The organism is Caballeronia jiangsuensis (assembly GCF_046030135.1).
GTDB lineage: Bacteria > Pseudomonadota > Gammaproteobacteria > Burkholderiales > Burkholderiaceae > Caballeronia > Caballeronia jiangsuensis.
Map to the genome: position 1 here is coordinate 16,233 of NZ_JAQQDB010000058.1, position 24,419 is coordinate 40,651.

Genomic DNA, 24,419 nt, shown 5'->3' on the forward strand with positions numbered 1-24,419 from the left:
TTCAGGCCGCTCCGATCAGGCGACGATGTGTTTCGATATCGATGTTGCTGCCGCTCACGACGATGACGATGGGTCCGTCCTGCACGGCGATCGCGCCATCGAGCAGCGCCGCGATGCCCACCGCCGCCGCGCCTTCGACGACGAGCCGCTCTTCGCGATACGCATGCACGATGCCGCGCGCGATAGACACTTCATCGAGCAGCACGATGTCGTCGATGAGATCGCGCGTCATGGAGAACGTATGCCGGTTATCGAGGCCGATGCCGCCGCCGAGCGAATCGGCGAGCGTCTCCAGTTCATCGACGAAGACCGGCTTGCCCGCTGCGAGACTCGCGTGCATCGCGGCTCCGCGTTGCATGGAGACGCCGATCAGCTTCACGTCGGCGCGAATGTTCTTTGCAGCGAACGCGATGCCGCTGAAAAGCCCGCCGCCCGACAAGGGCACGACAATGCTCTCCGTATCCGGCAGCGCTTCGAGAATTTCGAGGCCGATGGTGGCCTGTCCCGCGATCACGCGTTCATCGTCGAAAGGCGGCACGAAGGCATAGCCTTCTTCACGCACGAGACGTTGCGCTTCCCTCTGCGCATCGTCCTGACTCTTGCCCTCGATGACGACGCGCGCGCCGAGCGCGGCCACCGCATCGACCTTGTTCTTCGGCACGAGCGACGACATGCACACCGCCGCTTCGATGCCGAGCGCGCGTGCCGCGTGCGCGACCGCGCGGCCATGATTGCCCGTCGATGCCGTGACGACACGCGTGCAGCCTTGTTCCGCGATCTGCGCGAGCGCATTGGTCGCGCCGCGCAACTTGAAGCTGCCCGTGGGTTGCAGCGTTTCGAGCTTGAGATGAACCGGCACGCCCGCGAGGCGCGAGAGCGACAACGAATGAACCAGCGGCGTGACGAGCGCGCGGCCTTCGATGCGCTGGCGGGCGCGGTAGACATCGGCGAGCGTGAGTGCTGACATAAGTGACTGAGCTGCGAGTTCGGGTATCGATGCAACCCAGTCTAATGTCCTAAAAAATCGTTTTCGATTGTCCTAGTTCATTTAGTTGAAGTCATGTACGTGCGGGAACTGGCCGAAGACTTCGCGCATGGTTTCGACAGCCGTGCGGAACGTGCTCTCGCCGACTTCCGCGCCCACGCACAGCCGCACTGCATTGGGCCGGTCCGCGCCGCGCACGAGGAACGGATCGGGCGACGTCACCGCGATATTGCGATTGCGCAACTCGCGCGTGATGCGCTCCGCTTCCCATTCGTCGGGGACGCGCAACCAGACGGATAGCGCGTTCGGATGACTGCCGAGCACATATTCGCCGAGCACTTCGCGCACGACGCTCTGACGCGCCGCAAGCCGCTCGCGCTGAATCTGCACGAGACGCTGCGCCGTGCCGTCCATGATCCAGCGCGCGCTGACTTCCGCGATCGGCGACGTCGCCATCCAGCAACTCACGCGCAACACGCTTTCCGCGCGCAATGCGAGCCGCCGCGGCACGGTCATGAAGCCGGTACGCAGACCGCTCAGCACCGACTTGGTCATGCTCGTGCAATAGAACGCGAGTTCGGGAATCAGGCTCGCGATGGGCGTCTGCGTTTTGGCGGGCAACGCGCCGTAGACATCGTCCTCGACCACATACACGCCGTAGCGCTCCGCGATGCGCGCAATCGCGCGGCGGCGCGAATCGGTCATCATCGCGACCGTGGGATTGTTCAGTGTCGGCGTGCAGACGAGCGCGCTCACACGCTCGCTGTCGCAGACTTCCTCGAAGTGCTCCGGGCGAATGCCGTGCTCGTCGATCTCCAGACCCTTGAGCGTAAACCCCAGCACGTTTGCCGAGCCGATCACGCCGTGATCCGTGAGGCTTTCGCACAGCACCGTATCGCCCGGCCCGACGATGCTCGCCAGCGCCAGAAAGATGCTGTGCGCGACGCCATTGGTGACGAGCAGCGTCTCCACCTTCGCGGGCATGTTGAGCGACGCGAGCCATTCGACGCCCGCCTGACGATGGCTGTCGAAGCCCGCAATCGGCCTGAATGCGCGAATCCACGGCTGATCCTCGATGGTGGACAGCGTCGCGCAGACCTTGCGCCACATCGCGTCGTGCTCGGGCGTATGCACGATGCGCGCGATGGAAAAATCGACCACCGAGCGCTCGGCCGTGTCGAGCATGTAGTTGGACATCGTTTCGGTCACGCGCGCGCTGACGAAGCTGCCGCGCCCGACTTCGCAACGAATCAGCCCTTGCCGTTCGAGTTCCTTGTACGCGTTGGTGACGGTCTGCACGCTGATCGCGAGATCCGCCGCGACTTCGCGTTGCGGCGGCAAGCGTTCGCCCGATGCGAGCGCGCCGCTTTCTATGTCGGCGGCCATCGCCTTGACGAGCCGCTTGTATTTGGACTGCACGCCCTGCACCGTGCGCACGGCGTCGCGCCATCGTTCATTCACTTCCTGCTCCTCACATGCCTCGTTCCATGCGCAATAGTGGCGCAAAAGCGCGCATGAAAATAATTGTCCTAGAGCAATCGGAACAAATATATGGCTTTGTATTCTGCGTTGGTGGCTGCGCTGCGAGTCGCTTCAAAGCCCTGCGGAATAAGGGTTTTCTCTGTGTCTCGCGCGTTCGCGCCATTGGATTGCCTACTCGACCACGCTTGAAGAACCATCACTACGGGAACGATATGAACACGAAGCGACTGTCTGGCATGCTGGCAGCGGCGTGCGTCGCGGCAGCGAGCCTTGCCGCCTACACCACGAGCGCGAGCGCGGAAACCACGTTGCAGCGCATCCAGCGCACCGGCGAGGTGCGTATCGGCTACGCGAACGAAACGCCGTTCGCCTACACGACGCCCGACGGCACCGTGACCGGCGAATCGCCCGAAATCGCGAAGAAAGTGTTCGCCAAGCTCGGCGTGAAGAAGGTCGATGCAGTGCTGACCGAATGGGGCGCATTGATCCCGGGCCTCAAGGCCGGACGCTTCGACGTGATCGCGGCGGGCATGTACATCACGCCGGAACGCTGCAAGCAGGTGGCCTTCGCCGATCCGCAATACCAGATTCCCGACACGCTGCTGACGATGAAGGGCAATCCGAAGGCTCTGCACAGCTATGCCGATGTCGCGAAGCAACCGGACACGAAACTTGCTGTGATGGCAGGAACGGCCGAGCTGGGCTATGCGCGCCAGGCCGGTATCAAGGACGATCAGATCCTGCAGGTTCCGGACACCACCGCGCAATTGCAGGCCGTGCGCGCGCGTCGCGCCGATGCAGCGGTCGGCACCGCATTGACGATGAAAGGTCTCGCCGAAAAGGGCGGCCCGCAGGTCGAAGCGATCAGCCAGTTCAACGACGATCCGAAGCACACCGGTTATGGCGCGCTCGCGTTTCGCCCCGAAGACACGGACCTGCGCGATGCCGTCAACAAGGAACTGCATCAGTGGCTCGGCACCGACGATCACCTGAAAACAGTCAAACCCTTCGGCTTCGACAAGACCAACGTAACGACCAAGAAGGCGCCGGAGTTGTGCGCCGGTTGAACATCGTTGCATAGCGACGCGCAGCGTTCATCAATTTGCGAGGAACCGTCATGAGTGACCTCAATGAGCTTCTGCCCCTGATGATGAAGGGCACGCTCGTCACGATCCAGATCGCCGTCATCAGCATCCTGCTCGCGATCGTCATGGCGGGTGTCGCGACGGCGTTGCGCGCCGCGCCTTACCGCGCCGTGCGCTGGGCCGGCAACGTGTATGTCGAGGTGTTTCGCGGCACGTCGCTGCTGGTGCAACTATTCTGGCTCTTCTTCGTGCTGCCGCTGCCGCCCTTCAACGTGCAACTGACGCCTTTCACGGTTGCGATCGTCGGTCTGGGATTGCACTACGGCGCGTATGGCTCGGAGATCCTGCGCGGCGCGCTGCGTTCCGTGCCCGGCGGCCAGTATGAAGCGGCGCTTGCGCTGAACATGCCTGCCGCCGCGCGGTTGCGCCGTATCGTGCTGCCGCAGGCGATGATCAACGCGCTGCCGCCCGCGACCAACCTGATGATCGAGCTTCTGAAGGGCACGTCGCTCGTCTCGCTGATCACGCTCTCGGACCTCACGTTCCGCGCGCGCCAGCTCGACGAGGCGACCTTCAAGACGGCGGAAGTCTTCGGTCTCACGCTGCTGATCTACTTCGTGCTTGCGCAGGTGATCGTCGCCGTCATGCGCGTGTTCGAGCGGCGCGTGAGCAGTCATGTCGCCATTCGCCGCACTGTTCCGAGGGCTGCATCATGACATCGCTGGGTCAACTCTTCGATGTGAAATACGCGCTGCATATCCTGCCCGAGCTGGCGCGCGCGGCGATTTACACGATCGGCATCACGCTCGTCGGTTTCGCGATTGCGCTCGTGCTCGGCCTCGTGCTCGCGATCATGCGGCGCAGCGAGTTCGCGCCGCTCGCGAAGACGACCGCGTTCTTCATCGAGTTCATTCGCAGCACGCCGCTCCTGATTCAGGTGTATGTGCTCTTCTATGTCGCGCCGCTCTATGGCTTTACGATGTCCGCGCTGATGGCGGGCACGCTCGGCATCGCGGTGCACTATGCGTGCTATGTCTCCGAGGTGTATCGCGCGGGACTGAACGGCGTCGCGCGCGGACAGTGGGAAGCATCGTGCGCGCTGTCGCTTTCGCCGTGGCGCACTTATACCGGCGTGGTTCTGCCGCAGGCGATTCGCCCGGTGATTCCCGCGCTCGGCAACTATCTCGTCGCGATGTTCAAGGACACGCCGGTGCTCTCCGCGATCACCGTCGTCGAACTGATGCAGCAGGCGAAGAACATCGGTTCCGAGACGTTCCGCTATCTCGAGCCGATCACCATGACCGGGATCTTCTTTCTTCTCATCAGCGTGACGTTCGCTTCGGGCGTGCGTCATCTCGAACGGCGCGTGAGGCTGCCATGATGGTTCAGCCTCGCGTATCGACCACTCAGACCCCGCTGGACGGCGCACGGTAATGCAACTCCAGGAGCAGCAGATGAAACGAGACCTCGACCCGGCGCTGGGTGCAGCGGCCGATGCCAGCGCGAACACGCCGATGGTGCGCTTTCGCAATGTCACCAAGCGCTATGGCGCGCTCACCGTGCTCGACGGCCTCGATCTCGATGTCGCCCGCAACGAGAAGGTGGCGATCATCGGGCCGAGCGGCTCGGGCAAGTCCACGCTCTTGCGCGTGCTGATGACGCTCGACCCGCTCACCGATGGCGTCATCGACGTGGACGGCGAACCGCTCACGCATGAGATGCGCGGCGGCAAGCTCGTGCCCGCATCGCCGCGACATGTTCGCCAGGTGCGCAGCAAGATCGGCATGGTGTTTCAGAGCTTCAACCTGTTTCCGCACATGAGCGCGCTCGCGAACGTGATCGAAGCGCCGATGAGCGTGGCCGGGTTGTCGAAGAAGGAAGCGACCGAGCGCGGGCGCGATTTGCTTTCGATGGTCGGCCTTTCCGAAAAGTGCAATCACTATCCGTCGCAGTTGTCGGGCGGACAGCAGCAGCGCGTCGCGATTGCGCGCGCGCTCGCGATGCGCCCGAAAATCATGCTGTTCGATGAAGTGACGTCCGCGCTCGATCCGGAATTGTGCGGCGAGGTGCTCACCGTGATTCGACGGCTCGGCGCAGAGCACAACCTCACGATGCTGATGGTCACGCACCAGATGGGTTTCGCCAAGGACTTCGCCGATCGCGTGTGCTTCTTCTCGCAAGGCAAGATCATTGAGCAGGCGCCGCCGCAGCAGTTCTTCTCCGCACCGCAACATGAGCGCACGCGCCAGTTTCTACGAGCGGTGACCGAAGCGCTTTAAACAGGCGCTTTTTCGCGGTCCGATAATTGCTTCGCGCTCTTCGCATGGCCTGATGCTTCAGCCAACGGAGAGTGCGATGTCCCCCACCCTGCATAAAGTCGCGCGCTTCGCGGATCTTTCCGCCGAGCGCGGCACACGCGTGTGCGTCAAAGGCGGCGACGACGCGAAGGAAATCCCGATCCTGCTCGTGCGCGATGGCGACGACGTGCGCGCCTATACCGCCGAATGTCCTCACGCGGGCGGCCCGCTCGATGAAGGCGCGATCTGCAACGGCCGTATCGTTTGTCCCTGGCACAAGGGCACGTTCGAAGTGCGCGACGGCAGTCTCGTCGAACCGCCTCCGCTGAAGGCATTGACGCGCTACGAAGCGACGATCAAGGACGGCGACGTATATGTGTCCGCGCAGCCCATCGACAGCGGCGAAGCGTCGAAGAAGCAAGCGAACGCGAGCAGGACCATGCTCATCGTCGGCGCGGGCGCAGCGGGCGCGGCCGCATGTTCGGCGTTGCGCGAAGCGGGCTTCGACGGACGCATCGTGCTCGCGGGCGACGATGCGCGCGAGCCCTACGATCGCACGTCGCTCAGCAAGTTCACGCTTGCAGGCGACATGCCGCCCGATGATGTCCCTGCCCTGCTCGACGACGATTTCTTCGCGAAGCACGATATCGAACGCGTCGAATCGCAGGCCGTTCATCTCGATCCGAAGGAGAAGCGCGCCGAACTCGCGAACGGACAGAAGATCGAGTATGAAGCCGCGCTCGTGTGCACCGGCGGCGTTCCGAAGCCGCTCGATATTCCCGGCGCGAAACTCGAATACGTGCATCTGCTGCGCACGCGCGACGATGCGCGCGCGATTCTCGCGTCGCTCGAAGGGTGCAAGCACGTGGTGATCGTCGGGGCGAGTTTCATCGGGCTCGAAGTGGCTTCGTGTTTGCGGAAGCGCGAGATCGACGTAACGGTCGTCGCGCCGGGCAAGGTGCCGTTCGCGAAACAGTTCGGCGAGCGTATCGGCGAGATGTTCAGGACGCTGCACCAGAAGAACGGCGTGACGTTTCATATGAATGCGCGCATTAGCGAATTCGCAGGCGAGAACGCCGTCAGCGAAGTGATCCTCGATTCGGGCGGAAGGATCGCGGCCGATGTCGTGATCGCGGGCACGGGTGTCGAGCCGGCGACATCGTTTCTGTCGGGCCTCGCGCTCGCCGATGATCGGTCCGTCAACGTCGATGCAACGATGCTCGCCGCGCCCGCGCTATACGCCGCTGGCGATATCGCGCGCTTTCCTCTGCCGCGCTCGGATCAAAGTGTGCGCATAGAACACTGGCGCGTTGCACAGCAGCATGCGCGTGTCGCCGCCTATAACATGGCCGGCAGCACACGCGAGTATGTCGGCGTGCCCTACTTCTGGACATATCACTACGAGAAGACTTTCGACTATCTCGGGCATGTCGAAAAACCGGACGACATTGAAATCGATGGCGATCTTGACGCGCAGCATTTCATCGCCTATCTGCTGAAGGATGGACGGGTGGGCGCGGTCATCGCATGCGAACACGACGTCGCCGTGTGCCGTCTCGCCGAAGCGATGCGCGAGCCGCTCACGCTGGAGGACGCGCGGCGCATCGCGAACGCCTGAGCGAGCAGACATGGCCACGAAACAGCCTGGCGTCGAACCGGACCAGACTCCGGAATCGCTGGACGAATGCCGCCGCTGCGCACTCTGGGAACATGCGACGCAGGCGGTGCCCGGCAAAGGTCCGCGTCACGCGCCGATGATGATCGTCGGCGAGCAGCCCGGCGATCAGGAGGATCTGCAGGGCAAGCCGTTCGTCGGGCCAGCGGGCGCAATGCTCGATCGCGCGCTCGAGGAGGCCGGCGTCGCACGCAAGGAGGTGTATTTGACGAATGCCGTGAAGCACTTCAAATGGGAACCACGCGGCAAGCGACGTCTGCACAAGACGCCCGCGCAACGCGAGATCGACGCGTGTCATTACTGGCTCGATCGCGAGACGGGCGATATCGCACCGAAGGTGATCGTCGCGCTCGGCTCGACCGCGCTCAAGTCCGTGCTGCGCGATTCGAAAGCGACATTGCAGGCGACGATGGGGCATGCAATCGAACACCAAGGCCATGCGATCGTCGCGACCTATCATCCTTCGTTCGCGTTGCGGGCGCCCGATCCCGACACGCGCGACCGTGCCTACAAGGCAATCGTCGATGCGTTGCGCGAGGCGCATCGGCTCGTTACGCATCATCGTAAAGCGCGTTGAGGTGAGGCTATGGCAACGACTACATCGAAGAAGAAAACTGGCGGCGGCAAGCGTCCCAGCACACGGCAAAGACATTCGCTTGCGAGCGCTCGAAAGAAGCCGGAGCGTGCCTCGCATCGCTGGTCGCATCACGTGATGGAAACGAGCGACGCGATGGATATCCAGCGCGATATCTTCAAGACGGGCAATGCGCAGGAAATCGCCGACTCGCTCAAGCGCTCATCGACACGCAGCACGCGACGCAAAGGCTCGCCGTTTCAATCGGCGATGTCGATGCTCAATTTCTATATCAATCGCGCGGGACGCAATCTGCCGAAGTCGCGCAAGAGCACGCTCGAACGCGCGAAGAAACGCTTGCGCGAAGCATTCGGACGCAAGCCTTGAATACGAGCGCGCGCGGCCTCGTCGAAACGAAGCCGCGCGCGTTGCTTCCTGCCACTTCTAACAACCATCAGGGTTGACGCTGGCCGCCCTTATGCTGCGGCAACGGCTGGTTCTGTTGCCGCTGACCGGACTGATGGTCTTGTTGCGGCTGCCCCGGTGACCTTTCCTGCTGGCCGTGTTGCCGCTGCGACGGATTCGATTGATTCGGCGTCGACGGCTGGTTGCCCATCTGCTTTTGATTTCCGCTCATGAAACCCTCCTGGCTATGTCATCGCGCCTTGAAACGCTTGATGACGTTGCAGTGGTGAAAGCCACGGCTCGCGCCGCATTATGGTCGCAGCATCATGCGTACCAGACGACACAGCCGCCTGCGCGCGCGTGCCACGACGCCATGAACGCCGCGCGCCTGCAAAAACTGCCAGTTCAATGGAAACCCTTGCAAGGAACGTCGCTTGCTCTCTTCTTCCAGGAAAACAACCCAAGGAGACGGCGATGGCCCAGGAACCCCCCCTCAATCCCGGCGATGAAGCCGAGCCCGGCGCGCCAGGCACAGGCGAGGACATTTGTCCGGACTGCAACGGCTCGGGCAAGCTCGATGGCGCCGACTGCAAGACTTGCGGCGGCACCGGCAAGGTCACGCAAGGCATCGGCGGCGGCTGACCCGTCAGGAGCACAGGTTTGAAAACGCAAACAAAGCAACTCACGCGAGCGATGGCGCTTGCCTTGCTGCTCGCGAGCGGCGCGGCCATCGCCGATGACTACGCGCAGGGCTTCGGCCCGAACCCCACGCTGCCCGCGCCGCGCAAGTCGCTGATGCCCACTGTCAACATCGCCCCCGCCAGACCTTGGGCGCAAGGACAAAAGCCCATCGCGCCCGCAGGCTTCGACGTGACCGCTTTCGGCGCGGGGCTTACTCATCCGCGCTGGATCGCGACGCTGCCCAACGGCGATGTGCTCGTCGCCGAAAGCAACGCGCCCGCGCAGCACGATGAGAACGCCGGCATCAAGGGCTTCGTGATGAAGAAGGTCCAGAAACGCGCGGGCGCCGCGGTGGAAAGCCCGGACCGCATCATGCTGCTGCGCGATGCCGATGGCGATGGCGTCGCGGAGACGCGCACCGTGTTCATCGATAAACTGCATTCTCCGTTCGGCATGGCGCTCGTCGGCGATGATCTGTACGTTGCGGATACCGACGCGATCCTGCGCTTCAAGTACGAAAACGGCGCGACGCAGATCGCGACGCCCAGCGAAAAGTTCATCGACCTGCCCGCCGGCGATATCAATCATCACTGGACCAAGAACATCATCGCGAGCCGCGACGGCAAGAAGCTCTATGTGACGGTCGGTTCCAACAGCAACGCGGCGGAGAACGGCATCGACGCCGAGAACGGCCGCGCGGCGATCATGGAAGTCGATATCGAATCGAAACAATCGCGTCTGTTCGCAACGGGCTTGCGCAATCCGAACGGCATGTCGTGGCAACCGCAAAGCGGCGCGCTCTGGACCGTGGTGAACGAACGCGACGAACTCGGCGACGAACTCGTGCCTGACTATCTGACCTCGGTAAAGGATGGCGCGTTCTATGGATGGCCATACAGCTATTACGGCCAGCATGTCGATGACCGCGTGAAGCCGCAGCGCGCGGATCTCGTGCAATCGGCGATCGTGCCTGACTATGCGTTGGGCGCGCACACCGCATCGCTCGGACTCACGTTTTACGACGGCAAGGCGTTCCCGGAGCACTATCGCAACGGTGCATTCATCGGTCAGCACGGCTCGTGGAATCGCAAGCCGAGAAGCGGCTATAAGGTCGTCTTCGTGCCGTTCGACGACGGCAAGCCTTCGGGTCCGCCCGAAGATATCCTGACGGGCTTTCTGTCATCCGACGGGCATGCGCTTGGCCGGCCCGTCGGCGTCGCGGTGGACGGCAAAGGCGCGTTGCTCGTCGCCGATGATGTCGGCAACACGGTGTGGCGAGTCGCGCCCGCTGCGAAGTAAATGGCCGCGAAGAAGCCGAATCGCGCCGCAAAGAGCCTGTTCGCGCTCGCGGAGCGGCAGATCGTCGGCCTTTACGATGCGGGCGTAATGTCGCCCGCCGTATTGCATCACGTCGTCGCGGCGTATGCGGATAGCGGCATCGACTGGAACGAGGACAGCGCGCTGAAGACCGTGGATGGCCATACGGTGCATGAGGCCGTCGTGTTCGTCATGATGCCGGGACGCCCGCTCAAGAACGCAAGGAAGGACTTCATGTCGGTGGTCGCGCATCTCGCGGGTGGCGAATCGCCCGCAGACGACGAAGCAGCGCAGGCGGAGGACGACGAAGACCTGCTCAGTCAACTTGGCGGGAATACGAGCTCGAAGACGCCCAGGAAGAGCACGCAGGCAGCGCAGCCGAAGCGCGCGGCGTTCAATCCGCTCGTCGGCGCGCGTGCCGTGCAGGGACGCGACAAGGGCTGATCGCGATCAACGCGGCCCGCCCGGCGCGATCAGATCGAGCAGATCGTCCATGTCGAAAGGCTTCGCGAGGATCGGCACGCCGAGATGCTTCGCGCGCTCCAGTTCGTCGGCATAACCCGTCATCAGCACGAGTTTTTGCGAAGGACGGCGCTTGACGATCTCCTCGGCCAGATCGATGCCGTTCATGCGGCCGGGCATCTGCACATCGGACAGCACCAGATCGAATGCATGGCCTTCGCTCAATAGCGCGAACGCGGCATCGGCGCTTTCCTCGTGATGCACCGTGCAGCCGAACATTTCGAGCACCGCTGTCACGCCCGCCGCGACATCCGCATTGTCCTCCACCAGCAGCACCGACTTGCCGCGCAGCGGCTCATCCTGGTCGTCCGTCGCGGGCACGAGCGACAGCGTCGCGAGATCGGACGGCATACCGGCTTTCGACGCCTCGGGCACCGGACCATCAACCCGCGGCAGATAGAGCCGGACGGTGGTGCCCGCGCCGGTCACGCTCGCGATGCGCGCGGCGCCGCCCGCCTGCTCGCACGCGGCGAGCACTTGCGTCAGACCGAGACCGGTGCCCGCGCCGCGCTGCTTCATCGTGAAAAGCGGTTCGAATGCGCGCCGCTGAACCTGCTCGGTCATGCCTTCGCCGTTGTCGGTGATCGAAACGAGCACGTAATCGCCATCGGGAATATTCGTTTCCGCGCCGCGCATGGGCGCATTCTGGCAACGGATCAGCATGCGCCCGCCATCCGGCATCGCATCGTTGGCATTCACTGCGATATTCACGAGCGCGAGTTCCAGCTCGACCGGATCGGCCATCACCTTCCACAGACCGGGCGACAGCTCCAGCGTCACCGTGACGGACGGATCCATCGACTTCTTCACGAGATCGAGCACGCTTCTCAACCAGTTGGCCGGATCGATCAACTCCTGTTTGAGCGGCTGTTTGCGCGCGACGCTCATGAGCCGGCGCGCGAGCGACTTGGCGCCGGCGGTGGCGCGCTCCACCGCGAGCACTTCGCTCTCGACGTCGTTGAAGCGCTTGCGCCGCGCGAGCTCCATGTTCGATCCGACCACCATCAGCAGATTGTTGAAGTCGTGCGCGACGTTGGCGACGAGATTGCCGAGCGCGCCCGTGCGCCGCAATTGCCGGCTCGACGCTTCGTTGGAAAGCCGCGTTGCGACTTCGGCCTGCCAGTGCTCCCATGCGGCCTGTTCGGCATCGAGCCGGCAAATCGAAAACGCGATCAGCAGCCACACCGCGATGCACGGCATCAGCGCGATCGCCACGACGAACGCGAGGTTGTCGCGCCAGCGCGTCTCGACGGCGGACGTCGCATAACCCGTCGACACATAGAGCGGCGCGTCGCCCACGCGCCTGAAGGCGAGCAGCCGCTCGACTTGATCGATGCCCGAACGCATGCGCGTGCTGCCGTACAGTTCGTTGTTGCGAAACTCGCTGGTAAAGGGCGTGTTCGTCGCAGGTTCCGTGCTGTCCGCGCTCTCCGGAAAGCGCGCGAGGATGTTGCCGTCGCGACGATAGAGTTCGATGACGAGCGCGCGATCGCCCGCCGCGAGTTCGCGATAGAAATCGGTGAAAAAGTCGCGCTTCAACGCGATCGACACGACGCCGAGAAACTGTCCGTTGCGACCGATGCGGCCTCTCGTCGTCGTGAACACATCGGAACGCGCCACCTTGCCGAGCAACGGCAGCGAGAAGTACGTGACGGGCGCGACCGCGCGCGCGGACTGAAAATCGTCGCGCTCCGCAATCGACACGGCAGGCGCCGGATACCAGCGGCTATTCGCGAGCAGCGCGCCTTTTACGCCGAAAACTGAAATTGCGGCGATCTGCGCAAGCGTGCCGCTCATGTCGTCGAGCGTGCGATGCAGTCCAACCTCGCGACGCTTGATGGAGGCATCGTCGCTGTCGCCGAGCAGATCGACGATGCGCGTCTCCAGTTGCCGATTCAGGTCGATCACCTTCAGCGCGTGCTCGTCCGCGATGCGCGTGAGGCGCCCAGTCAGTTCCTGTGCTTCCGCAAAGCGGCGCTGATGATCGTGGTAACCGTAAATGCAAAGGCTCGCGAGCGGAATCACGACCGACGCGCAAAGCGCAAGCAGCAGCATCTTTCGCATCGACGCGAAATTGCGAGCGGGCAGCGGCAAATCGAATGTCGCGGTCTCGGTGGAGTCCAACGTTGCGTCTCCGAGAAATCGACCGGTACCCAATACATCGTACCCGGCGTGCGCCGGAAAGCGACATCAACTATGAAATTTGCCGTTCAGCAAAGCGCCTGCATGCGCCAGTCGTCATCGGGTGTGATCGGCAACGCGCGCTTGTGATGCGTCGCGTCATGGAAGCGGTAAATGGTCGCGTAGACCGTATCGGAAACCGGCTTGCCTTCGAGAAAATCGTCGATGTCCTCGTAGCTTATGCCGTAGCTGTCTTCATCGGGCTTCATCGGCGTGAGGGTTTCGAGGTCGGCGGTCGGCACCTTTGCGTATATCTCGATGCCCGCGCCGAGCGCTTCAGCGAGCGCGCGCACGCGGCGCTTGTTCAGGCCGTAGAGCGGCAGCACGTCCGCGCCGCCATCGCCGAACTTGGTGAAGAAGCCCATCAGCGATTCGGCCGCGTGGTCCGTGCCGATCACGACGCCCGCGTGCGCGGCGGCCACCGCGTATTGCGCGATCATCCGCTGGCGCGCCTTGATGTTGCCGAGCACGAAGTCCTCGTGCCGCTCGTCGCGATACAGCAGGCCCGATGACGCGAGCGATTCGCGCATCGCGTCGGCGGCAGGCTTCACGTTGACGGTGAGCGTTTCGTCGGGCCGGATGAATGCGAGCGCGCGTTGCGCATCGGCTTCGTCGCGCTGCTCGCCGTAGGGAAGACGCATCGCGATGAAACGCGCATCGACATGACGCGCCCGCAGGCGCTCGACGGCGAGTTGCGCGAGACGGCCCGCCGTCGACGAATCCACGCCGCCGCTGATGCCGAGCACATAGGTGCTGAGTTTCTGCGCTTCGAGATAGTCGGCGAGGAACGCGACGCGGCGTTCGCGTTCGGCGTCGAGATCGAAGACCGGCGCGACCTTCAGTTCCTCGATGATGCCGCGCTGGCGTGAGGCGTGATCGTTCGACATCGTGTGCTCGCGTGGGCTGATGAACTCGTAACGCTACAGCAAAGCGCGCGTCTGTGGCGTCAGCCCGCCATTTCCCGATCCGGCGTGGCCGAAATGCGATGGATCGCGAGATCGGCGCCGTTGAATTCTTCCTCGCGATCGAGCCGCAAGCCGACCGTCATCTTGATCGCGCCATAGACCGCCGCGCCGCCCGCCAATGCGAGGGCCACCGCGCCCACCGTGCCGATGACCTGCGACCACATCGACACGCCGCCGATGCCGCCGAACACCTTCTGCCCGAAGATGCCCGCAGCGATGCCGCCCCACGCGCCGCACATGCCGTGCAGCGGCCACACGCCGAGCACGTCGTCGATACGCCAGCGGTTCTGCACGCACGTGAACATCTGCACGAACAGCACGCCCGCGACCGCGCCGACGATCAGCGCGCCTAACGGATGCATGAGGTCCGAGCCCGCGCACACCGCGACGAGACCCGCGAGCGGCCCGTTGTAGGTGAAGCCCGGATCGTTGCGGCCGGCGACCCACGCGGCGAGCGTGCCGCCGACCATCGCCATCAGCGAGTTCACCGCGACGAGGCCGCTGATCTTGTCGACCGTCTGCGCGCTCATCACGTTGAAGCCGAACCAGCCGACCGCCAGCACCCACGCGCCCAGCGCGAGAAACGGAATGCTCGACGGCGGATGCGCGGCGATGCGTCCATCCTTGTGATAACGCCCGTGACGCGGCCCGAGCAGGAGCACCGCCGGCAGCGCGACCCAGCCGCCGAACGCATGGACGACGACGGAGCCCGCGAAGTCGTGAAACGGCGCGCCGAATGCCTGCGTCAGCCAGCCCTGAATGCCGAAGCGCTCGTTCCACGCCACGCCTTCGAGCAACGGATAGATGAAGCCGACGATCACGCAGGTCGCGAACAGTTGCGGATTGAACTTCGAGCGCTCGGCGATGCCGCCCGACACGATCGCCGGAATCGCGGCCGCGAAGGTCAGCAGAAAGAAGAAGCGCACGAGCGCATAGCCGTTGTGCTCGGCGAGGATATCGGCGCTGTGCATGAACTGCACGCCATACGCGATGTTGTAGCCGATGAAGAAGTACGCGAGCGTCGATACCGCGAAGTCCACGAGGATCTTCACGAGCGCGTTCACCTGATTCTCGCGGCGTACCGTGCCGAGTTCGAGAAAGGCGAAGCCCGCGTGCATCGCAAGCACCATCGCGGCGCCCAGCAGCAGGAAAAGAGTGTTGGTTCCGGATTGAAGTGCCTGCATGTTTCGAGCGCTCGGGTCTGAAGGAGGCGCTGATTTTGCAAGTTCCGGGCCAAGTTGGCGCACAAAGCATCGAAACGGTGCGCGGGCGTGAATTGGCGCGGTTACGCATGGTGCAAGGTGCGCCGCGAAGGTTCGTATCGTTTCGCTCGATGTTGGTGCAATGCCCCGTCATGTCGCATCGCATGCACCGGACGCGGGCCAAAAATTTCACTTTTGCAAGTATTCGACGCGGCGCACCGATGCGTCGCGCGGCGAGTATCCTGAAAGCTGCATCGCGCAAAAGGAGGCGTCGATGTCCGTCGAATATCTGGGCGAGCACGTGCGCATGGAACCGCACGCGCTCGATCCGCGCGTCGTCACGGTCGTGCTCGATCGCGCGCAACGGCGCAACGCGGTGGATCGCGAGATCGCGGATGCGCTGCGCGAAGCGTTCGAGCGCTTCGACGCCGACGACGCGTTGTCGGTCGCCGTGCTGTGGGGCGCGGGCGGCACGTTCTGCGCGGGCGCGGACCTCTCCGCCCTCGACAACGATGCGCGCCGCAACGAGATCCATCCCGACGGCAGCGGCCCCGGCCCGATGGGACCGACGCGCCTCGCGCTGAACAAGCCCGTGATCGCGGCGATCGCCGGACATGCGGTCGCGGGCGGGCTCGAACTCGCGGCGTGGTGCGATATGCGCGTCGTCGAGGAGCACGCGGTGCTCGGCGTGTTCTGCAGGCGCGTGGGCGTGCCGCTCATCGACGGCGGCACGATACGCCTGCCGCGGCTCATCGGCATGTCGCGCGCGCTGGATCTGATTCTCACCGGGCGCGCGATCGATGCGCACGAGGCGCTCGCCATCGGCCTCGCGAATCGCATCGCGCCGCAAGGCGAAGCGCGCAGCGTGGCGGAAGCACTCGCGTGCGAGCTGGCCGCGCTGCCGCAAGCCGCGTTGCGCGCCGACCTGCGCTCGGTGCACGAGAACGCGTTCGACACCGACATCGCCCGGGCATTGCAGCGTGAAGGCGCAAACGGATATCGCTCGATATTCGATGAAGGTCTCGACGGTGCGACGCGTTTTCTTTCGCGCGCGTCGAGCCCGAAAGGACAGGCGACATGAACTCAGTGTTCGAGAATCGCAGAGCGGCGGGCCGCGAGCTCGCGCAGCATCTCACCGCTTACGCGGGCCGCAACGATGTCACCGTGCTCGCGCTGCCGCGCGGCGGCGTGCCCGTCGCGTATGAAGTGGCGTGCGCACTCGGCGCGCGGCTCGACGTGCTCGTCGTGCGCAAGCTGGGCGTGCCGGTTCAGCCCGAACTCGCGATGGGCGCGATCGCATCCGGCGATGCGTTCTATCTCGACGAGCGCATCGTGCAGTACGCGGGCGTTGCGAAGGACGATCTCGAACGCGTGATCGCGAAGGAACGCGCCGAACTCGCCCGCCGCGAGAAGCTATATCGCGGCTCGCTGCCGCCGCTCGATGTCGAGGGCCGCGTCGCGATCGTCGTCGATGACGGCATGGCGACCGGCGCGACGATGAAGGCCGCGGCGATGTCGCTGCGTCACGCGCATCCGTCGAAGATCGTCGCGGCGCTGCCGGTCGCGCCGCTCGATTCCGAAGCGCGCGTGGAAGAAGTCGTCGACGAATTCGTCTGCGTGATGCGCCCGCGCCATTATTTCGGCGTCGGGCAGTTCTATATCGACTTCGATCAGACGAGCGACGACGAAGTGCGCGAACTGCTCGACGCGGCGCGCAAGGCGGCCTAACGCATCCAGGGCGCGTCGTGGGCTTCCTGCGTCTTGCCGTATTTCTCGCGCGCGGCCTGCAACACCGTTTTCTCGATGACGCCTTCGTCCACGAGCGATTTCAACGCGGCAATGACGATCGACACGCGATCCACTTCGAAGAACGCACGCAACGATTGACGCGTGTCGCTGCGGCCGAAGCCATCGGTGCCGAGCGTGACGTAGCGGCGCGGAACATACGCGCGAATGAGTTCCGGCACCGCGCGCACGTAATCGGTCGCGGCGATCACGGGACCGCGCGACCCTTCGAGCGCACGCGTGACGAACGGCACGTTCGCATCGTCGTCATGCAGGCGCGCGAGACGCTCGCATGACGCTCCATCGCGATGCAATTCCGTAAAGCTCGTCACGCTCCACACGGCGGCACCGATGTTCCAGTCGTCCTCGAGCATCGTGCGCGCGGCGATGGCTTCGTTGAGAATCGCGCCGGAGCCGAGCAACTGCACCTGCGCGTCGGCCGCATCGCCGCCGATGCGATAGATGCCGCGCAGAATGCCTTCGCGCGTGTGCGCATCGAGTGAGTTGCCGGGCGCGGACGGCTGCGCATAATTCTCGTTGGTCACCGTGACGTAGTAGAACACGTCGTTCTGGCGCTCCATCATGTCCTTCATGCCTTCATCGACGATCGCGGCGACTTCGTACGCGAACGCGGGATCGTAGGCGCGGCAGTTCGGAATCGTCGATGCGGCGAGGTGGCTCGTGCCGTCCTGATGCTGCAAGCCTTCGCCGCCGAGCGTCGTGCGCCCCGCCGTAGCGCCGATGAGAAAGCCGCGCGAACGCTGGTCCGCCGCCGCGAAAATCAGATCGCCGATGCGCTGGAAGCCGAACATCGAGTAGTAGATGTAGAACGGCAGCATCGGCAGATCGTGCACGCTGTACGATGTCGCCGCCGCGATCCACGACGACACCGCGCCCGCCTCCGAGATGCCCTCTTCGAGAATCTGCCCGCGCGTGTCCTCGCGGTAATAGAGCATCGAGCCCATGTCCTCCGGCTCGTACAACTGGCCGAGCGGCGAATAGATGCCCACCTGCCTGAAGAGGTTCGCCATGCCGAACGTGCGCGCCTCGTCCGCGACCACGGGCACGACGCGCGGGCCGAGCGTCTTGTCCTTCAGCAGGCTGCCGAGCATGCGCACGAAGGCCATCGTCGTCGACATCTCCTTGCCGGATGCGTCGAGCGCGAATTGCCCCCACGAATGGAGCGCGGGCGGCGTGATGCCTTGCGACGCCTTCGCGCGACGGCGCGGCAGATAACCGCCCAAAGCCGCACGGCGCTCATGCAGATAACGCATCTCGGGCGCGTTATCGGCGGGTTTGTAGAACCTGACCTGCTCGACGTCTTCATCGGAAAGCGGCAGGCGGAAGCGATCGCGGAACTGCTTGAGATCGTCGAGATCGAGCTTCTTCTGCTGATGCGTCGTCATGCGGCCCTGTCCCACCGTGCCCATGCCGAAGCCTTTCATCGTCTTGGCGAGAATCACGGTCGGCTGGCCCTTGTGCGACAGCGCTTTCGCGTAGGCAGCATGCAGCTTGCGCACATCGTGGCCGCCACGGCGCAAGCGGTCGATATCTTCATCCGACATATGCGCGACGAGCGCCGCGAGTTCCGGATTCTGGCCGAAGAAGCGTTCCCGGTTATAACGGCCATCGTTGGCCGAGAAAGTCTGGAATTGTCCATCGACGGTATGCGCGAAGGCGCGCAGCAACGCATTCGTGCGATCGCGCGCGAACAGCGCATCCCAGTCCGACCCCCACAGCACCTTGATCACGTTCCAGCCCGCGCCGGTGAACTGCGCTTCGAGTTCATCGACGATGCGTCCGTTGCTGCGCACGGGGCCATCGAGCCGCTGCAGATTGCAATTGATGACGAACACGAGGTTATCGAGCTGTTCGCGCGCCGCGAGCGACAACGCGCCGATCGATTCGGGCTCATCCATTTCGCCATCGCCGAAGAAGCCCCACACCTTGCGCCCTTCCGTGCGCTGCAGATTGCGGTTCTGCAAATAGCGCATGAAGCGCGCTTGATAAATCGAGTTGATCGGACCGATGCCCATCGAGCCCGTCGGGAATTGCCAGAAGTCGGGCATGAGCCACGGATGCGGATACGAGCACAAACCCGGTCCGGCGATCTCGCGCCGATAGTGCTTCAAATGCTCTTCGCCGAGAAAGCCTTCAAGCCAGGCGCGCGCATACACGCCCGGCGACGAATGCGGCTGGAAGTAGACGAGGTCGCCGCCATTGTTTGCATCGGCGGCTTTGAAGAAGTGATTGAAGCCGACTTCGAACAGATCCGCCGCCGACGCATAGCTCGCGATATGGCCGCCCAGTTCGCCGTATGCGCGGTTCGCACGCACGACCATCGCGAGCGCATTCCAGCGCAGCACGGCGGCGAGCCTTTCCTCGATGTCGAGGTTGCCGGGATAAGGCGGCTGCTGCGATACGGGAATCGTGTTCGCGTAGGGCGTCGCGCGCGCCCGCGCCGATTCGACGCCCACCGACAACGCATGCTCCGCGAGCCTGTCGAAGATGTATTGCGCGCGGTCCCGTCCGACATGCGCGACGACCGCATCGAGCGCCTCCAGCCATTCGGCGGTTTCGCCGGGATCGGTGTCTTCGCGTCCCTTGGCGATGGAAAGAAGCTGGTTGGTTCCGCTCGATAAGTCGGTCATGGCGCGACTCCGCTGTGGCTGAAGGATGATCCAAGCATATCCATTGATGCGCAGAATGTGCGTCTCATTTGGCTGGCGCCGCGCTTTGCGGTAGTGTGTTTATTCTTCGAAAACGCCAGAAACCGGAATGTTTCGACTATGACGGCAAATACCAAGCAGCGCCTCGACCGCACCGACATCGGCATATTGAATCAGCTTCAGCAAAACGCGCGCATTACCAATTCGGAACTTGCGCGCGCAGTGAATCTCTCGCCGACGCCCTGCTTCAATCGCGTGCGAGCGCTGGAAAAAGCGGGGCTTTTCAAGCAGCACGTCACGCTGCTGAATCCCGAAGCGCTGGGCCTTTCCATCAACGTCTTCATTCAGGTCAGTCTGGAAAAGCAGATCAAGGACGCGCTCGCGCGCTTCGAGCAGGCGATCAGCGAGCGCCCCGAAGTGATGGAGTGTTATCTGATGACGGGCGATGCGGATTACCTGTTGCGTGTCGTGTTGCCCGATGTCGCCGCGCTGGAGCGCTTCATCCTGGAGCGGCTCACGAAAATGCCGGGCGTTTCCAACATCCGTTCGAGCTTCGCGCTCAAACAGGTGCGCTACAAGACCGCGCTGCCTTTGCCCGCATCCGGACTAACCCTGCCCGATCAGAACGCCGACGAAGCAGAATGGACATGACGCACGCGCGACCCGCGGGCAATGCTTCCGATCAAACTTAACTGCTCCTGTAATTCTTGCGATGACGCGGGGCGTCGCCTATAACTCGTGAGGCCCATGCGGTATGTTTTCCCGGCTTGACGTGTTCCTCTGACAAAGCTTCACGCACGCGAGAACGACATGAACCTCGATACCGTACGTGTTTTCATCATGACGCGCGGCGTCGACTTCGCGATCATGGTCGCCGGCGCGATTGCGCTCTGGATCATCGGCCGCTGGCTCATCAACCTCGTCACGGGCACGATGCGCAAGCTGCTTTCGCGTAACGGCCGTGTGGATCCGACACTCGCGCATTATCTCGGCTCGATCGTCGGCGTCATTCTCAATCTGCTGCTCGTCCTCGCGATTCTGCAGATCTTTGGCGTTCAGACCACGTCTTTCGCGGCGCTGCTCGCGGGTCTCGGTCTCGCCATCGGCACCGCGTGGGGCGGGCTGCTCGCGCACTTCGCCGCGGGCATATTCATGCAGGTGCTGCGGCCGTTCAAAGTGGGCGATTTCGTGACCGCGGGCGGCGTGACCGGCACCGTCACCGAACTCGGCCTCTTCGGTACGACGATCACGACGCCGGACAACGTCGCCGCGATCATCGGCAACAACAAGATCTTTTCCGACATCATCTGGAATTTCAGCTTGCTGCCGCATCGGCGTGTCGAACTGACGGCGAAAATCGCCAATGGCGTCGATCCGCTCGATGCCATCGCGCGGCTGAAGGAAGCCGTCGCGAAGATCCCGAATGTCGCGACCACGCCGCCGCCGGACGTGGAAGTGCTGTCCTTCACGCCCGAAGGCCCGCTGTTGTGCGTGCGGCCCTATACAAATACCAACGACTACTGGCAGGTCTATTTCGATACCAATCGCGCGATCATCGAGACATTCAAGCAAGCCGGCTATCCGACGCCGGAAACGCCGCTCGTGCGCCGCGTCCTGAACTGATTTTCATGCGCCATTGCTGAACTAGAATGGGTGGAACCGGCGCCGCTCGCGCCGGATCACCGCGCGCGCGCGGAGGATGCCATGCCGACTTATCAGTACCGTTGTCAGGATTGCGGCGAGAACTTCGAGCACGCGGAGCATATGGCCGAACATGCGACGGTGCAGCTCAAATGTCCGAAGTGCGGCAGCGAGAAAATCGCGCACGCGCCCGCGCCGTTCGTCGCGAAGACCACGAAGAAAAGCTGATCTTTACCTTTACGCCGCGCGGAACCGCACCTCGTGTGACGGCAGGCCGCCCAGACGCTGCGCGACGTGATCGATGAACGCGCGCAGGCGCGGCGCTTCGTGACGGCTCGGCGGCCACAGAATCTGGAACACGCCTTCGGTGCGCATATGCGTGCCGAGCACCGCGCGCAACAGACCGCCTTCCAGCGCGCTCTTCGCGACGAAATCCGGCACGCATGCGAGGCCCAGGCCCGAGATGCAGGCGGCAAGCACCGCTTCCATGTCGTTGAACGTGAGCGTCGCGTGCGGATCGATGGCGAAGGTGTGATCGTCGCGTGCGAAGCGCCAGGGTTCGGGCCGGCCGCTCGCCGGAGAGCGGAAGCGGATGCACGCATGGCCTTCGAGATCGGTGGGCGTCATCGGCTCGCCGTGTCCCGCGAAATAGGCGGGCGAGCCGACCACCACCGGCCCGTACTGCGCGAGCGGCCGCGCAAGCAATTGCGAATCGGCGAGACGCCCCGTGCGGATCACGGCGTCATACCCTTCCTGCGTGATATCGACCACGCGGTCGCTGAAATCGATGTCCAGTTCGATATCCGGAAAACGCCGCCTGAATTCCGGCACGAGCGGCATCAAAAGCCGGCTGCCGAGCGACGGCGCGGCGATCCGCAACCGGCCGCGCGGCGAAGAGGTCGAATGGAACAGCTCGCTCTCCGCTTCTTCGAGATCGGCGAGCATGCGCTTGCAGCGCGCGAAGAAGCGCGCGCCTTCGTGCGTGAGACCGATCCGGCGCGTCGTGCGATTGAGCAGTTGCACGCCGAGCTTCGCTTCGAGGCGCATCACGCTCTTGCCCACCGCCGACGCCGACAGCCCGAGCGCGCGCCCCGCCGCCACGAAACTGCCCGACTCCGCCGCGCGCACGAACGCGACCATGCCGGAGAGACTTTCTGTCGAGGGAGACGCCCCGGGGGAATTCCCGGCAAGAGACCCATGCGGAGCCTGCGATGGAACGGTCGTCATATTGTTCATGATCTGGCGGGAAATGAGGCGCGACGGAATGCGCCTGTCTCCTGCATGAACGTTCCCGACGCCGATTTATTCCCGCAATTTCGTATCGCGCGCGCTTACCAGACGAAGGGCACGAGCCGATAGCGCACGCGTTGCGCATATTGGGCATAGCCTTCGAGATGCGCGACGAGTTCGCGCTCTTCCATCACCGTGCGCCAGACGATCCCCGCGAGCAGCAGCGCGGAGAACGCGAGGCCCCACCACGAGCCGAGCACGAGCGCGCTCGCCGGAATCATGATGCAGGCCGCTGCATAGAGCGGATGACGCACGATTGCATACGGCCCGCTCGATATGACGCGATGCCCGCGCTCCTTTTGAATCTTCACGACGGGCGCGAGAAACGTGTTCGCGAGAAACACGCGCGCGACGAGCCAGAACGACATGGCGACGAGCGCCGCGCCGACCGATGCGAGCCAGAGCGGCATGACGGACCAGCGAAAGCGCACGGCGTCGAGGCCCATCAGCACGAGCCATGCGCACCACAGCGCGCCCATCGCGACGAGAAAGATCTTGTCCCATAGCGGCTGATCGGGCTGCATCGGCGAGCGCATGCGTTCGGCGAGCAATGCCGGATCGCGCTGCGCGATGAGCACGGTGACGACGCCGCCACCGACGAACATCAGGAACATCCACGCCCAGCCCGCGCCCCATTCGAGCGTGCCCGCCGCGCCGAACAGCAGCGCGACGAACACCGCTGCTTCGACGATGACTGCAATCGCAACTTTCGATGCGAGCGGCATGGCGTGATGGCGCGTTGGCGTTTCCGTGCGCTTCAGCCGTTCAGTTCCTCGTGCAGCGCGACATATTCCTGCGCGAGCTTGTGACGAGGTTCGAGATAGATCATGGGGCGCGCGTGCTGATGGCTCTCGCGAATTTTCACGGAGAGCGACAGATGCGAATTGAGCACGGGCAGATCTTCCTTGCGCAGTTCGTCGACGAGTTGCTGCGGCAGGCTCGCGCGCGGCTGAAACTGATTGATGACGATGCCTTCGACGCTCAGGTCTGGATTGTGATCGTGGCGGATTTCCTGCACGTTATCGAGCACTGAATAGAGCGCGCGACGCGAGAAGTCGTCGCAATCGAACGGAATCAGGCAGCGTTCGACCGCGATGAGCGCCGAGCGCGTGAAGAAGTTCAGCGCGGGCGGCGTGTCGATATAGACGGCGTCGTATTGCTGCATACCCTTCAGCGCGTCGCGCAGCTTGTAGATCTTGTATCGCGATTCGAGCTTGCTTTGCAGCGCTTCGAGAGTCGGATGCGACGGCACGATGTCGAGATTCTCGAAGGGCGTCGAATGAATGAAAGATTCGAACGCCGGTTCGCGAAAGCTATAACTCAATGCGGATTCGAAGAAACTCGCGAGATTCGGCTGGGCATCGCGGGATTCGGCGCCGAGCAGGTACTGGCTCGCGTTGCCTTGCGGATCGAGGTCGATCACCAGGGTGCGCAGGCCGCGCGAGGCGCTGATCGCGGCGAGATTGCAGACGATGGTGGACTTGCCTACGCCACCCTTTTGATTGAAGACCACACGGCGCATCGGGTTATTCATCCTCGGTTTATGAACGCTCGGTTTTTTTAAGGCGTTCTGGGTGGGTCGCGATTCGGTTCCCGAGGTGTGATCTTAGCGCATTGGTTTTTGTTTTTTTGCCGGATCCCGGATTCGCGTCGGTCTATTTGT

At 63.5% G+C, this 24,419-nt stretch carries 25 protein-coding genes; 15 read left to right on the forward strand and 10 right to left on the reverse strand.

All coding sequences use genetic code 11. From position 1 onward, the window contains the following. Position 1: 1 nt before the first annotated feature. Together eutB and ehuR are read right to left on the reverse strand one after the other, a co-directional pair. The gene (gene eutB / locus PQR08_RS35575) at positions 2-967 is read right to left on the reverse strand and encodes a hydroxyectoine utilization dehydratase EutB (protein ID WP_035505986.1); all 966 of its coding nucleotides are present in this window, start codon (positions 965-967) and stop codon (positions 2-4) included. 81 nt (positions 968-1,048) lie between these two features. Next, on the reverse strand, positions 1,049-2,446 hold the full coding sequence (gene ehuR, locus PQR08_RS35580; RefSeq protein ID WP_250484872.1) for a MocR-like ectoine utilization transcription factor EhuR: 1,398 nt from the start codon (positions 2,444-2,446) through the stop codon (positions 1,049-1,051). A gap of 233 nt (positions 2,447-2,679) precedes the next feature. On the opposite strand from ehuR, the gene ehuB reads away from it, so the two are divergent. The 7 genes from ehuB (at position 2,680) to PQR08_RS35615 (ending at position 8,485) form a co-directional block, all read left to right on the forward strand. Then, entirely contained in the window at positions 2,680-3,534 is an 855-nt protein-coding gene (gene ehuB, locus PQR08_RS35585) for an ectoine/hydroxyectoine ABC transporter substrate-binding protein EhuB (RefSeq protein WP_187607902.1), read from the forward strand. Between the two features lie 50 nt (positions 3,535-3,584). Then, positions 3,585-4,268 carry an ectoine/hydroxyectoine ABC transporter permease subunit EhuC gene (ehuC, locus tag PQR08_RS35590; protein ID WP_187607903.1) on the forward strand — a complete coding sequence of 228 codons (684 nt, stop codon included), beginning with the start codon at positions 3,585-3,587 and terminating at the stop codon, positions 4,266-4,268. Continuing rightward, positions 4,265-4,933 carry an ectoine/hydroxyectoine ABC transporter permease subunit EhuD gene (ehuD, locus tag PQR08_RS35595; RefSeq protein ID WP_404989827.1) on the forward strand — a complete coding sequence of 223 codons (669 nt, stop codon included), beginning with the start codon at positions 4,265-4,267 and terminating at the stop codon, positions 4,931-4,933. The genes ehuC and ehuD overlap by 4 nt, the downstream gene beginning before the upstream one ends. A gap of 73 nt (positions 4,934-5,006) precedes the next feature. Further along, complete coding sequence (gene ehuA / locus PQR08_RS35600) at positions 5,007-5,831, forward strand: ectoine/hydroxyectoine ABC transporter ATP-binding protein EhuA (protein WP_284509054.1); 825 nt, start codon at positions 5,007-5,009, stop codon at positions 5,829-5,831. A 76-nt stretch (positions 5,832-5,907) separates the two neighbouring features. Beyond that, complete coding sequence (locus tag PQR08_RS35605; RefSeq protein WP_250484873.1) at positions 5,908-7,467, forward strand: FAD-dependent oxidoreductase; 1,560 nt, start codon at positions 5,908-5,910, stop codon at positions 7,465-7,467. A gap of 10 nt (positions 7,468-7,477) precedes the next feature. After that, positions 7,478-8,101: a UdgX family uracil-DNA binding protein gene (locus tag PQR08_RS35610; RefSeq protein ID WP_250484874.1), complete on the forward strand. Its 624-nt coding sequence runs from the start codon at positions 7,478-7,480 to the stop codon at positions 8,099-8,101. Positions 8,102-8,110: 9 nt separating this feature from the next. Next, positions 8,111-8,485 (forward strand): DUF3175 domain-containing protein, encoded by a 375-nt coding sequence (locus PQR08_RS35615; RefSeq protein WP_187607906.1) that lies wholly within the window; start codon positions 8,111-8,113, stop codon positions 8,483-8,485. Positions 8,486-8,552: 67 nt separating this feature from the next. Here the strand turns inward: PQR08_RS35615 and PQR08_RS35620 are convergent, their stop codons facing one another. Further along, positions 8,553-8,735 carry a hypothetical protein gene (locus PQR08_RS35620; protein ID WP_238213377.1) on the reverse strand — a complete coding sequence of 61 codons (183 nt, stop codon included), beginning with the start codon at positions 8,733-8,735 and terminating at the stop codon, positions 8,553-8,555. Between the two features lie 242 nt (positions 8,736-8,977). On the opposite strand from PQR08_RS35620, the gene PQR08_RS35625 reads away from it, so the two are divergent. The 3 genes from PQR08_RS35625 to PQR08_RS35635 are packed head-to-tail and all read left to right on the forward strand — an operon-like array spanning position 8,978 to position 10,945. Continuing rightward, a complete protein-coding gene (locus tag PQR08_RS35625) occupies positions 8,978-9,145 on the forward strand; it encodes a hypothetical protein (protein ID WP_238213376.1) in 168 nt (55 codons plus the stop codon). Between the two features lie 51 nt (positions 9,146-9,196). Further along, positions 9,197-10,483, forward strand: coding sequence for a PQQ-dependent sugar dehydrogenase (locus PQR08_RS35630; protein ID WP_250484886.1), 1,287 nt, complete (start codon positions 9,197-9,199; stop codon positions 10,481-10,483). After that, on the forward strand, positions 10,484-10,945 hold the full coding sequence (locus tag PQR08_RS35635) for a hypothetical protein (RefSeq protein ID WP_250484875.1): 462 nt from the start codon (positions 10,484-10,486) through the stop codon (positions 10,943-10,945). It abuts the gene before it with no gap. Positions 10,946-10,951: 6 nt separating this feature from the next. On the opposite strand, the gene PQR08_RS35640 is transcribed toward PQR08_RS35635, so the two are convergent. From PQR08_RS35640 to PQR08_RS35650, 3 genes are all read right to left on the reverse strand, one after another. After that, entirely contained in the window at positions 10,952-13,147 is a 2,196-nt protein-coding gene (locus tag PQR08_RS35640; RefSeq protein ID WP_250484876.1) for a hybrid sensor histidine kinase/response regulator family protein, read from the reverse strand. A gap of 86 nt (positions 13,148-13,233) precedes the next feature. Next, positions 13,234-14,091: an NAD(+) synthase gene (gene nadE / locus PQR08_RS35645; protein ID WP_250484877.1), complete on the reverse strand. Its 858-nt coding sequence runs from the start codon at positions 14,089-14,091 to the stop codon at positions 13,234-13,236. Positions 14,092-14,150: 59 nt separating this feature from the next. Continuing rightward, positions 14,151-15,353 carry an ammonium transporter gene (locus PQR08_RS35650; RefSeq protein ID WP_250484878.1) on the reverse strand — a complete coding sequence of 401 codons (1,203 nt, stop codon included), beginning with the start codon at positions 15,351-15,353 and terminating at the stop codon, positions 14,151-14,153. Between the two features lie 292 nt (positions 15,354-15,645). Here PQR08_RS35650 and PQR08_RS35655 point away from each other — a divergent pair, with 292 nt between their 5' ends. Then, a complete protein-coding gene (locus PQR08_RS35655) occupies positions 15,646-16,452 on the forward strand; it encodes a crotonase/enoyl-CoA hydratase family protein (RefSeq protein ID WP_250484879.1) in 807 nt (268 codons plus the stop codon). Then, positions 16,449-17,099, forward strand: a complete 651-nt coding sequence (locus PQR08_RS35660; RefSeq protein WP_250484880.1) for a phosphoribosyltransferase — start codon at positions 16,449-16,451, stop codon at positions 17,097-17,099. The genes PQR08_RS35655 and PQR08_RS35660 overlap by 4 nt, the downstream gene beginning before the upstream one ends. On the opposite strand, the gene mdeB is transcribed toward PQR08_RS35660, so the two are convergent. Further along, on the reverse strand, positions 17,096-19,807 hold the full coding sequence (gene mdeB / locus PQR08_RS35665) for an alpha-ketoglutarate dehydrogenase (protein WP_250484881.1): 2,712 nt from the start codon (positions 19,805-19,807) through the stop codon (positions 17,096-17,098). The genes PQR08_RS35660 and mdeB overlap by 4 nt on opposite strands. Before the next feature lie 138 nt (positions 19,808-19,945). On the opposite strand from mdeB, the gene PQR08_RS35670 reads away from it, so the two are divergent. The 3 genes from PQR08_RS35670 (at position 19,946) to PQR08_RS35680 (ending at position 21,694) form a co-directional block, all read left to right on the forward strand. Continuing rightward, the gene (locus tag PQR08_RS35670) at positions 19,946-20,476 is read left to right on the forward strand and encodes an Lrp/AsnC family transcriptional regulator (RefSeq protein WP_035506019.1); all 531 of its coding nucleotides are present in this window, start codon (positions 19,946-19,948) and stop codon (positions 20,474-20,476) included. Positions 20,477-20,635: 159 nt separating this feature from the next. Next, on the forward strand, positions 20,636-21,448 hold the full coding sequence (locus PQR08_RS35675) for a mechanosensitive ion channel family protein (RefSeq protein WP_187607915.1): 813 nt from the start codon (positions 20,636-20,638) through the stop codon (positions 21,446-21,448). A gap of 81 nt (positions 21,449-21,529) precedes the next feature. Beyond that, positions 21,530-21,694 (forward strand): FmdB family zinc ribbon protein, encoded by a 165-nt coding sequence (locus PQR08_RS35680; RefSeq protein ID WP_187607916.1) that lies wholly within the window; start codon positions 21,530-21,532, stop codon positions 21,692-21,694. Between the two features lie 9 nt (positions 21,695-21,703). On the opposite strand, the gene PQR08_RS35685 is transcribed toward PQR08_RS35680, so the two are convergent. From PQR08_RS35685 to PQR08_RS35695, 3 genes are all read right to left on the reverse strand, one after another. Then, the gene (locus tag PQR08_RS35685; RefSeq protein ID WP_250484882.1) at positions 21,704-22,606 is read right to left on the reverse strand and encodes a LysR family transcriptional regulator; all 903 of its coding nucleotides are present in this window, start codon (positions 22,604-22,606) and stop codon (positions 21,704-21,706) included. A gap of 191 nt (positions 22,607-22,797) precedes the next feature. Beyond that, entirely contained in the window at positions 22,798-23,481 is a 684-nt protein-coding gene (locus PQR08_RS35690; protein WP_250484883.1) for a methyltransferase family protein, read from the reverse strand. Positions 23,482-23,513: 32 nt separating this feature from the next. Continuing rightward, a complete protein-coding gene (locus PQR08_RS35695; RefSeq protein WP_187608054.1) occupies positions 23,514-24,278 on the reverse strand; it encodes a ParA family protein in 765 nt (254 codons plus the stop codon). Positions 24,279-24,419: the final 141 nt, after the last annotated feature.

Bases quoted from the DNA above. Each gene is read 5' to 3' on its own strand.
- eutB (WP_035505986.1), bottom strand. From the start codon at position 967: ATGTCAGCACTCACGCTCGCCGATGTCTACCGCGCCCGCCAGCGCATC.
- ehuB (WP_187607902.1), top strand. From the start codon at position 2,680: ATGAACACGAAGCGACTGTCTGGCATGCTGGCAGCGGCGTGCGTCGCG.
- ehuC (WP_187607903.1), top strand. From the start codon at position 3,585: ATGAGTGACCTCAATGAGCTTCTGCCCCTGATGATGAAGGGCACGCTC.
- ehuD (WP_404989827.1), top strand. From the start codon at position 4,265: ATGACATCGCTGGGTCAACTCTTCGATGTGAAATACGCGCTGCATATC.
- ehuA (WP_284509054.1), top strand. From the start codon at position 5,007: ATGAAACGAGACCTCGACCCGGCGCTGGGTGCAGCGGCCGATGCCAGC.
- PQR08_RS35605 (WP_250484873.1), top strand. From the start codon at position 5,908: ATGTCCCCCACCCTGCATAAAGTCGCGCGCTTCGCGGATCTTTCCGCC.
- PQR08_RS35610 (WP_250484874.1), top strand. From the start codon at position 7,478: ATGGCCACGAAACAGCCTGGCGTCGAACCGGACCAGACTCCGGAATCG.
- PQR08_RS35615 (WP_187607906.1), top strand. From the start codon at position 8,111: ATGGCAACGACTACATCGAAGAAGAAAACTGGCGGCGGCAAGCGTCCC.
- PQR08_RS35620 (WP_238213377.1), bottom strand. From the start codon at position 8,735: ATGAGCGGAAATCAAAAGCAGATGGGCAACCAGCCGTCGACGCCGAAT.
- PQR08_RS35625 (WP_238213376.1), top strand. From the start codon at position 8,978: ATGGCCCAGGAACCCCCCCTCAATCCCGGCGATGAAGCCGAGCCCGGC.
- PQR08_RS35630 (WP_250484886.1), top strand. From the start codon at position 9,197: ATGGCGCTTGCCTTGCTGCTCGCGAGCGGCGCGGCCATCGCCGATGAC.
- PQR08_RS35635 (WP_250484875.1), top strand. From the start codon at position 10,484: ATGGCCGCGAAGAAGCCGAATCGCGCCGCAAAGAGCCTGTTCGCGCTC.
- nadE (WP_250484877.1), bottom strand. From the start codon at position 14,091: ATGTCGAACGATCACGCCTCACGCCAGCGCGGCATCATCGAGGAACTG.
- PQR08_RS35650 (WP_250484878.1), bottom strand. From the start codon at position 15,353: ATGCAGGCACTTCAATCCGGAACCAACACTCTTTTCCTGCTGCTGGGC.
- PQR08_RS35655 (WP_250484879.1), top strand. From the start codon at position 15,646: ATGTCCGTCGAATATCTGGGCGAGCACGTGCGCATGGAACCGCACGCG.
- PQR08_RS35660 (WP_250484880.1), top strand. From the start codon at position 16,449: ATGAACTCAGTGTTCGAGAATCGCAGAGCGGCGGGCCGCGAGCTCGCG.
- mdeB (WP_250484881.1), bottom strand. From the start codon at position 19,807: ATGACCGACTTATCGAGCGGAACCAACCAGCTTCTTTCCATCGCCAAG.
- PQR08_RS35670 (WP_035506019.1), top strand. From the start codon at position 19,946: ATGACGGCAAATACCAAGCAGCGCCTCGACCGCACCGACATCGGCATA.
- PQR08_RS35675 (WP_187607915.1), top strand. From the start codon at position 20,636: ATGAACCTCGATACCGTACGTGTTTTCATCATGACGCGCGGCGTCGAC.
- PQR08_RS35680 (WP_187607916.1), top strand. From the start codon at position 21,530: ATGCCGACTTATCAGTACCGTTGTCAGGATTGCGGCGAGAACTTCGAG.
- PQR08_RS35685 (WP_250484882.1), bottom strand. From the start codon at position 22,606: ATGGTCGCGTTCGTGCGCGCGGCGGAGTCGGGCAGTTTCGTGGCGGCG.
- PQR08_RS35690 (WP_250484883.1), bottom strand. From the start codon at position 23,481: ATGCCGCTCGCATCGAAAGTTGCGATTGCAGTCATCGTCGAAGCAGCG.
- PQR08_RS35695 (WP_187608054.1), bottom strand. From the start codon at position 24,278: ATGCGCCGTGTGGTCTTCAATCAAAAGGGTGGCGTAGGCAAGTCCACC.